Genomic DNA, 9,034 nt, shown 5'->3' with positions numbered 1-9,034 from the left:
TTCACCGCGCAGATGAAGCACGAGCTGCTCAGCCTCCTGTATCTTACCGTTGGCATCAACGAGTACTACGATACCAGTCCGCCCGCGGACGCGAACGAGAATGACTTCAGTATCACGACATCGATCGGCTGGACGTTCTGAGTCGGCCAGGGGGGCCCCTTTGGGCATGTTTCGGCGGCTGTCAGCCGCACGACCGGAGCTGAGGAGCATCCGATGACGGATCTCGGCAAGCGCAGGTGGCTCACGCCATCACTGCTACGTGGAGCCGCCTTCGCCGCCGCCGGTCTGGTCATCCTGCTCACACCCCATGCCTCGTTCAAAGTCCTGGTGTACGTCGCCGGCGGCACGCTCTTCATATCCGGCTTCAGTGGACTGTGGGGTCAGAGGCGCGACCGGGGGGATTTTCCGGGTGCGCTCCGCGCTCTCCTCGGCCTCCTGGTGGGGGCAAGCCTGCTGTTGGTGCCCGCGGGAACGATCCGTGTCCTCTGGGGCGGGCTGGCAGGCTACCTGGCCGTGTCGGGTCTCCTCGCCCTATGGCGCAGCCTGAGGGCCGGAAAACGGGCAGAAAGCGGCAAGATTCACCTCGCCCGCAGCGCATTCTATCTCACACTCGCCGTGCTGTTCCTGACCCTTCCGGTCGCCATGCTCGAGATCATTTTCGCGTCGGCCGCGATCGGTGCCGTGCTCGTCGGTCTCGCCATGATCTCCTGGTCACTCCGGTACGGTGGGGACAAGCCGCTGATCGCGGACCGGGGGCTGGCCTCCGAGGTCATCTGGGAATGGCTCTCCGAAAGAGACATGGGACCCGAGCGGAGACAGGTCGTCGCCGCGGGGCTCTACTTCGAGGAGCCGCGTCAGGAATCCAAGGTCGTGTCGTACGCGGTGATGCTCCTGCTCTCTGTTGCTCTCGCGACCCTCGCCATTCTCCAGGATTCGACGGCCGTAGTCATCGGCGCCATGCTCGTGGCGCCGCTGATGACGCCGATCATGGGCTGTGCCGCGGGTGTGGTGGCGGGCTGGCGGAGACGCACTCTCACCTCCCTGGTCGTCGTGGCCATCTCCGTGATCGCTTCCATCGCTCTTGCGTGGATCCTGGCAGCATGGATCCCGGCCCTCGTTCCGCTCGAATCGAACACACAGGTCGTGTCCAGGGCCGCTCCGACGCTGGTGGACATGGCCATCGCCCTTGCAGCGGGTGCGGCGGGTGCCTACGCGACCGTGGACGATAGGGTCTCTTCCTCTCTTACCGGCGTGGCGATCGCAGTGGCCCTGGTGCCGCCTCTCGGTGTGGTCGGAGTTGCACTCGAGGCAGGGCACCTGATTCAGGCGCTCGGCGCGTTTCTGCTGTTCTCCACCAACCTGGTCTCCATCATCCTCGCGTCCGTCGTGGTCTTCGCGCTCGTCGGATTGACTCCGATCCGGAAGGACGCGGAGCGCCGGATCGCCAACCTGGACGTCTTGTTCTCCGTGGCGGTTCTGGCCCTGCTGATCATGGTGCCGCTCGGCCTCACAGGGGCTGGCGTGCTGCAGGACTCGGAGCGGATGGAAACCGCGAGCACGGTTGTCGAGGAGTGGCTGGCAGCGGATTCGACGCTGCGTCTGCTGGACGTGGATGCGCGACCGGATCGGGTGGACGTAGAACTGGCCGGGAGCGGGAAGGTGCCCAGCGTTCGGGCCCTCGAAGACAGTCTCTCGGCGCACCTGGGGCGGCCGATCACCGTGCGGGTGGAGCTGTTCCAGTCGGTGGTAATGCAGTCCGGGGGTCGGAGACCGGGGGCCGCGGCGGCGGATTCGTCCGTCACTCCGGATTCATCCGTCGCTCGGGATTCGACAGTCACTCCGGACTCGGCCTCCGCTCCGGATTCGACCGTCACTTCGGATTGAGCCGGTCCCGTAGAGGTCAGGAAGGTCCGACGCTGTCGACGACCGTGGCGGCGAAGCTCGCGGGAAATGCTACCAGAACGGTGCGCTTGATGCTGATCCAGAACTCGCCCACGAGGTCGAAGCGATCCACGCCCCAGAGAAGCAGGGCAGCGATGAAGAGCGTCACGAAATACGTGCTCAGCACGCGCTGTACGAATACCCTCCCGCCGCCTCCGACTTCGGACCTGTGCAGGACGTAGATCATCAGTGCGAGAAAGAAGAGCGACGCCAGTGCGATCAGCAGGACTCGAAGAAGCGAGAGCTCTTCGCCGAGATTCCACACTTCCTCCGTCACGGCGACGGGGAAGGCCATCACGCATCCGCCGACGGCGATCTCGGCCAGATCGCGCATGACAAACCGAGCTTCCCGTGATGTGGAGCCGCTCATGAACGTACCTTTGTTTGTGTGGCCCTCCGACCGGTCCGGATCTCTATTTGCGAGGGTCGACGCAGTCCGTCAACCTGAACGCTCCTAGTGCGCTGCGGGTTGCCGAACATCGCAGCCAGCAACTACTTGATCCCGGTATGTATGACGATAGCGCTGGGCACGATGGAGGCTCGCCCGACAGGTCGGTATCGGTGAGCGAGGAACAACCGTCGCGGGATGCCCGGTGGCGACTGCCCTGGCGGCGGAAGCGGGATCGGCCGGAGAGTCCCAAACGGAGGCGACGGATGCTGGCAGCGATCGTGGTGGTGGCACACATCCTCGGGTTCCTGTCGTCGATCGACGCCGTCTGGAGCACCCGCACGCCGCAGGGCACGATCGCGTGGGCGGTGGCTCTGAACACCTTCCCGTACGTCGCCGTTCCCGCCTACTGGGTGCTCGGCCGCAGTCGGTTCCACGGGTACGTCACGGCCCGCCGGGGCAGCCTCGAAGAGGTGGCCGGAATCACGGCTGAGGCCGCCGAGGCGACGATGGCTTATCGACCGGCCGACTCGATCGGCGTGGCGGGAAGGGCGGCGGAGAGGCTGGCGGAGCTGCCGTACCTCCGCGGGAACTCGGTCGAGCTGCTCGTGGATGGCGACGCCACCTTCGAGAGCATCCTGAATGGAATCTCGGCCGCCCGCGACTACGTGCTGTTCCAGTTCTTCATCGTCCACGACGACGCGATCGGCCGGCGGGTGAAGGATGCGCTGATCGAGCGGGCAAAGGCGGGCGTGAGGGTGGCCTTCCTGTACGACGAGGTCGGAAGCCACGATCTGCCTCGAAGCTACAAGGACGAGCTCCGCGAGGCCGGCGTCGAGGTCTACGACTTCCACACCCGCAAGGGCCCGAAGAACCGCTTCCAGATCAACTTCCGGAATCACCGCAAGGTCGTCGTGGTGGACGGACGTGTGGCCTGGATCGGAGGCCACAACGTGGGGGACGAGTACCTCGGCAGGGACCCGAAGTTCGGCCACTGGCGGGACACCCACGCGAGAATCGAGGGGCCGGCCGCGCTCGCGGCGCAGGTTTCGTTCGCGGAGGACTGGTACTGGGCCACCGGCCGAGCTCTGGATCTGACATGGCAGCCGGTTCCGGCGGAAGACGGAGACGTGTCCGTCCTGATCATTCCCACCGGTCCGGCCGACGAGCTGGAGACGGCGAGCCTCATGTTCACGCACGCGATCAACTCGGCCACCGAGCGGATCTGGATCGCCAGCCCGTACTTCGTGCCCGACCCGGCCGTGATGGCCGCTCTTCAGCTGGCCGGTCTCCGCGAAGTCGACGTCCGGATCCTCATCCCCGACGAGCCGGACCACCTGGGAGTCTACCTCGCGGCGTTCGCTTACCTGGACGATGCAGGAGCCACGGGCGTGCAGTTCTACCGGTACCAGGACGGCTTCCTGCACCAGAAGGTGGTGCTGATCGATGACGCCTTCGCGGCCGTCGGCACGGCGAATTTCGATAATCGCTCGTTCCGGCTGAACTTCGAGATCACCGCGGCCATCGCGGACGAGGGCTTCGCTGCCGAGGTTGAGCGCATGTTCGAGACGGACTTCTCGAACGCACGTCTCATGCGGCCGAACGAGTACGACGAGAAGCCGTGGTGGTTCCGGTTCGCCGTCCGGGTGGCGCGCCTCACGGCGCCGATCCAGTGAGCCGTAGACAGCCTCTCGACACGTGACGAAATGGGAGGAAGGTCTGGCATGAACCGCAGGATTCTCGGTCTCCTTCTCACGGGCCTCGTGCTTCCGGCGGCCGACCTGGCCGGGCAGACCGCTCCCGTCCCGCCGGAGGGCGAGCGGATCGTCTCGATGGGGCAGCCCTCCTGGGTTCACCCGTATGGCGGGCTGTCGGGGGGCGGATACTTCGAGAACGATGCCTCCGACTTCACCGCATACGCGAGCGTCGGGATCTGGAAGCACTTGCTGAGCCCGGTCGTTTCCGCGGCAGCGGTGCAGCTCGAAGGCTACGGGGGGCTCCGCGGAAGCGCTGCGGACGGCGGCCTACGGGGCCTGTTCACGATTCCGTTTCTGCGGCTGGGGTTCGGCGTGGACTGGAGCTTCAAGGATGGGAGCGTGCCATTCCTCATGCGGCTCACCGTACCGTTCCGCCGGGGCGGCGTGATCAGGCGGGGCGGACAGTTCACCGTGGACTGGCTTCCGGCTCGCGGTAACTCTTTCAACATCGGCTTCAACGTCCCCATCGGGCAGAAGTGGGCGGGCAAGAGTCGGCCGCATCAGATGCGGTATCCGGTCGGTCCCGATCGTCCCTCCCTCCCGCGCATCGAGGAGCCGGACCCCCTGCTCGAGCCGGTCCTCGCCAACGTGCGCGAGACCTCGTACTGGGTGAACCGGCTCACCGTGCCCTATTTCGACCAGACGGGACGGCGGCGGGACCAGGCGGTGGCGTCCTTCACGCAATACGTGGAGGAGATCGGCACCCGGCTCGCCTCGTCCGACCCGATGTTCGGTGGGGCGCACACGTCGAGCGCCGAGCTCGCTGCGTATCACGCGGAGGTCGCGAGGGCCTTCTCGATCGCGCTCAGCGGGCGGTCGATCCCGTTCGGACAGTCCACGCCTGAGGGAGAGGCGGCAGCCGCAGCCGCCCGGGCGATCCTCCTGGACGAGGTTCTCTTTCCGTATGACCGACTCCTTGGTGTGTACAAGAAGCCCGACACGACGGACGACCTCGCCTTCACCGCCATGGAGCGGTTCGAGGCGTGGTCCCGAGACGTCGGGCTCGTCCCGTCCGATCGTCTGGCAGCCGTGAAGTCCGTCTTCCGGACCGTCCTCGAGGAGGTCGAGGCCGCCCGCGCTCAATCCAGGAAGTGGTGGGGAGACGACCGCCTCGTCTGGCTGCCCCTCCAGTACGGGCTCCTGCCAGAGGAACACGACACGCAGTCGGAGCTCGACGCGATCATCGAGCGCGCCACCGGGCATGTGTTCACGGACGGAAACCAGGCGAGCTATGCGCAGGGGACGCAGTTCCAGTGGGACCTGTACGAGGGGATACGGCGAGCGGAAGACTACCACGTGCTGTGGATCCACGACTTCACGGGCCTCAACCTGCAGGGCCAGGCCGACCTGATCTCGTTCTACATGACGGCGAACTACATCGAGACGCTGACCCGCCGCGTGGCGGCGTACGACTCGACGGGCCGCATGCCCACCTGGTTCATCTTCATCGATCAGCACTACTACGAGATCAAGGGCGCCCGCATGTGGATGAACGTGCTGGAGAGCCCGATGGATCGCCGACTGGACGTCCCCGAGGGATCCGAGTGGATGGCCGACTCGCTCGCCCACATGCAGGCGAGGCTGCGCGAGGCCGTGGCGGCCTCGGCCAGACTGCAGGCGGGCGCCGAGCGGTACGGCGAAGAGTGGCTGCGGAACCGGATCAAGGTGCAGGTCAACGTGACGAACCCGGCGGACCTGACCTACTGGGGGAACTCCTACGTTCCGCTCGCCGCCTGGCCGGACAACGTCATCCGCGACCACCGGAAGATCGCGTTCTACGACCTCACCGAGGAGGATCCGTACCGCGGACGCGCCATCTTCAGCGGCATGGGCGTGGCCGAGCACTACGTCGGCCCGAACTGGGAGGACCGGGCGCTGGTCCTGATCGGTCCGGCGGCGCTCGAAGTGAAGAACGAGGCGCGGGCCCTGCTGATCAGCCAGGGTTTCGAGGAAGACGAGATCCCGGAGCCGCTCCGCCCGAAGCCGTTCGCCGAAGATTACTGGGAGCGGGTCGAAGAGTACGCCGCGGAAAACCTCGGGGGATCGCGTGCCATCCAGCTGCACAACGGGACCGGTTACCTGTTCAAGTACATCAACGTGCTGAAAGCGGTGCTGTACACCCTGATGCCTCCGGGATCCGTCATCATCGATCCCGATTCGCTGAACCACAACCCGGTCTGGGCGTCGATGCTGCTCGGCAGCGCCCTGCGGGGGGTACGCGTCGTGATCATCCATCCGTCCCAGAAGAACGCGCCCGGACAGGCCTTCATGACCCTGTCCCGGGCCAGCGAGCTGTTCGAGCGCATGATCATCACCAACCAGGTGCTCGGCGAGCAGCTCGACCGCGCCGGGGGGGTGTTCAAGCCGGGCCTGTACGATGTGGCGGTCGACGTCGGAAACCTGCCGGCCCGGGCGCGGCTCGTCGCCGAAGGGTACCGGGCCAAGGAGTGGCTTCAGGAGATCCTTCCCTGGAGCCCGGAGCTGCTCGACGTCTATGAAGACATGGAGCAGATCTACGCCGAGGCAACGGGCGGGATGCCGGTGGAGTATCTGGCCGACGAGCTGGAAGGTGCCCGGCGGCCGATGCTCCACCTGAAGACCAACTTCTTCGCCACGGAAGAGGCCTTGACGCTCTTCCTCGCCTCGCCCGCGTTCGCCGACTTCACCCGCGAGTACATGGGCCAGCGATCGCTGGATGCCGCCATGCGCCGGGATTACCGGGACATACGTGAGACCGTCCTCGCCGTGGGAGAGCGGTTCCGGGAGCTGGTCGCGGAGCTTCGCGAGGCGTACCCGGAGGAATACGGCCGCGGCATGGGATACTTCCTCGTGGGCTCGTCCAACCAGGACTACCGCTCCATGCTGATGGACGGGGAGGTCGGCGTCGCCCTGGCCGGACTGTCGGCGGTCAACGGCCTCTGGGACTCGATGGGACTGACCGCCGGGGCGACGTACCCCACGACGGTGGAGGAGCTCGATGAGTACCTGCCTTACTACACGGGCTTCAAGTGGAAGATGAGCCGATGGATCAAGGTGGCACTGTGAGATACTCTCGGCGCGGTATACGAATCCCGGCAGTTCTTCTCGTGGCGGTCTTCCACGGGCTCGCGCCCCTCTCGACCGCCGGCGCGCAGGAGGTCACGCTCGGCGGCAAGGGAGGCATCAACACGTCGAAGCTGACCGTGGACGACCCGAGCGATCCCGACTTCGGCTTCAACAGCCGGACCGATTTCCAGGTCGGGGTCTTCGCCGAGTTCGCCCTCGGACCGAAGTTCGCCATCCAGCCCGAGGTGTACTACTCGAAGAACGGCGCCGACGCCCGCAGCGCGGAACCGGACATCAAGCTGAGCCTCGACTACATCCGGGTGCCGGTGCTCCTGATGGCGCGCCTCTCGTCCCGGGAGTCGCTCGTGTATCCGATCCTGTACGCCGGACCCCAGGTGGCCTTCGAGACCGCGTGCAGTGTGAGCGGCGAGATGGATGGAGTCTCCGTGAGCGTCGACTGCGACGATCCATTGCTGGACGGTGGACTCCGGACGAAGGAGACGGACATCGGGCTCGTGTTCGGCGGCGGCCTCGAGATGCTCTTCAGCCGGCTCACCGTTCAGCTCGATGCCCGGTACAACCTCGGGCTGACGAACCTCAACGACACGCAGGACTCGGGGGAAGTCAGCGCGAAGAGCCGCGGCTGGTCGTTCCTGGCCGGGTTCGGCGTGCCGATCGGGTAGATCGGGCAGGGCCGTGCGGCTCCAGGGGCACGGGTTCGGCCGGGCGAGGGCATGCGCGCTCGGGCTCCGCGCCACCGCGGCGTTCTCTCTGTTCGTCCCTGCGCCCGTCGCCGCGCAGGGCTCCGACGGCGCGGCTGTGGCCGGGGCGGCGCTCGGGGCCTACTCCGGCTTCGTCCTCGGCGGGGCGGCGGCGCTGATTCCCTGTAACCAGACCTATTCCGGCCTCGGGTGCGTGCGTGCGGGCGCCCTGGTCGGAGCCGGCGCCGGGCTCGCCTCGGGAATCGCGCTCGGATTGGCGGACTCCGGCGACATCGAAGATGCCTATGCCAGGGCCGGGATCGGTCTGGCCGCCGGATCGCTCGTGGTCGTCGCTCTCGAGCCGATCCTCGACCGATGGAGCTGGGGCGATGTGGCGGCGGGTGGTGTGATCGGCTCCTCGATCGCCGCGGCCGGTCGGGGAGCATGGATCGGGCTCGCGGTCGGATCCGGCCTGGGCATCGCCGTCTGGCAGATCGTCCCCGGGGCCAGGCTGCCGGACGCGGTCAGCGTCGGCCTGCTGGGGATGGCATTCGGAGGCATCGCCTCGTGGGTCGCTGATGCCGTCGACGCGGACGGTGATGGGTCCTCATCGGGTACTCCGGTTCTCTCCATCCGGTTGCCGGCGCCGTGAGCGCGGGCCGGATCGACCGCCCCGTCTCGGCCGCCCTGGCTGCCGCGTGCGCGCTGGTGTGCGCGATCGCGCTCGCGGGTCTCGCGGGCTGCTCGGTTTCCCATGACATGCGGTCCATGGACGGTGGAGCTACGGGGATCCCGACCGGATCCGATGAATCGGGTCCGGACGGTGATGAGTCTTCTTGCGAGGCGCGGCAGGCCCCGGTGCGGTGGTTCGGTCCGCAACGGGAGGCCGATCGGCACGCCCTCGCCCGGTGGTGCGCCGCCGTCGGACCTCCGGTGTGGCGCCCGATTCCGGCCCGGCGGGGCTCTTCGCCGGCGGGCCCGACTCCGGGTGCGCTCACGGTCGTGACCTGGAACGTGCACGTGGGAGGCGGCGACCTCCCGGGCTTCCTCGCGGACGCACTGGACTACGACTGCGACGAGGCTGGCGGGGCAGGGGCTGGCGGACCCTTCGTCCTGCTGGTCCAGGAGGCGTTCCGCGCCTCCGAGCTCGTTCCCGTGGCGCCCGAGGGTTCGCGGGTGGCCGACCGGATCGCCGAGGATCC

6 protein-coding genes and 1 pseudogene are annotated in these 9,034 nt (G+C 67.0%); 6 read left to right on the top strand and 1 reads right to left on the bottom strand.

The features are described 5' to 3' along the window. Window positions 1-213: 213 nt before the first annotated feature. The gene (locus tag AC36XV_RS08690) at window positions 214-1,884 is read left to right on the top strand and encodes a DUF389 domain-containing protein (protein WP_492203292.1); all 1,671 of its coding nucleotides are present in this window, start codon (window positions 214-216) and stop codon (window positions 1,882-1,884) included. A gap of 16 nt (window positions 1,885-1,900) precedes the next feature. Here AC36XV_RS08690 and AC36XV_RS08685 read toward each other — a convergent pair. Beyond that, a pseudogene (locus AC36XV_RS08685) lies at window positions 1,901-2,332 on the bottom strand (DUF2391 family protein); the annotation flags it as partial. A 263-nt stretch (window positions 2,333-2,595) separates the two neighbouring features. On the opposite strand from AC36XV_RS08685, the gene cls reads away from it, so the two are divergent. The 5 genes from cls to AC36XV_RS08660 form a co-directional block, all read left to right on the top strand. Beyond that, a complete protein-coding gene (gene cls, locus AC36XV_RS08680; protein ID WP_492203291.1) occupies window positions 2,596-4,005 on the top strand; it encodes a cardiolipin synthase in 1,410 nt (469 codons plus the stop codon). Window positions 4,006-4,053: 48 nt separating this feature from the next. Next, a complete protein-coding gene (locus AC36XV_RS08675) occupies window positions 4,054-7,131 on the top strand; it encodes a hypothetical protein (RefSeq protein ID WP_492203290.1) in 3,078 nt (1,025 codons plus the stop codon). A 41-nt stretch (window positions 7,132-7,172) separates the two neighbouring features. Then, window positions 7,173-7,814: a porin family protein gene (locus AC36XV_RS08670; protein WP_492203289.1), complete on the top strand. Its 642-nt coding sequence runs from the start codon at window positions 7,173-7,175 to the stop codon at window positions 7,812-7,814. A 13-nt stretch (window positions 7,815-7,827) separates the two neighbouring features. Then, window positions 7,828-8,484, top strand: coding sequence for a hypothetical protein (locus tag AC36XV_RS08665; protein ID WP_492203288.1), 657 nt, complete (start codon window positions 7,828-7,830; stop codon window positions 8,482-8,484). Further along, window positions 8,481-9,034 (top strand): hypothetical protein (locus tag AC36XV_RS08660; RefSeq protein ID WP_492203287.1); only part of this gene is annotated, 554 nt, incomplete at its 3' end. The genes AC36XV_RS08665 and AC36XV_RS08660, both read left to right, overlap by 4 nt.

This window comes from Candidatus Benthicola sp. (genome assembly GCF_058719085.1).
Note: the sequence above shows the minus strand (reverse complement) of the source record. Positions and strands in the feature narration are given on the sequence as shown.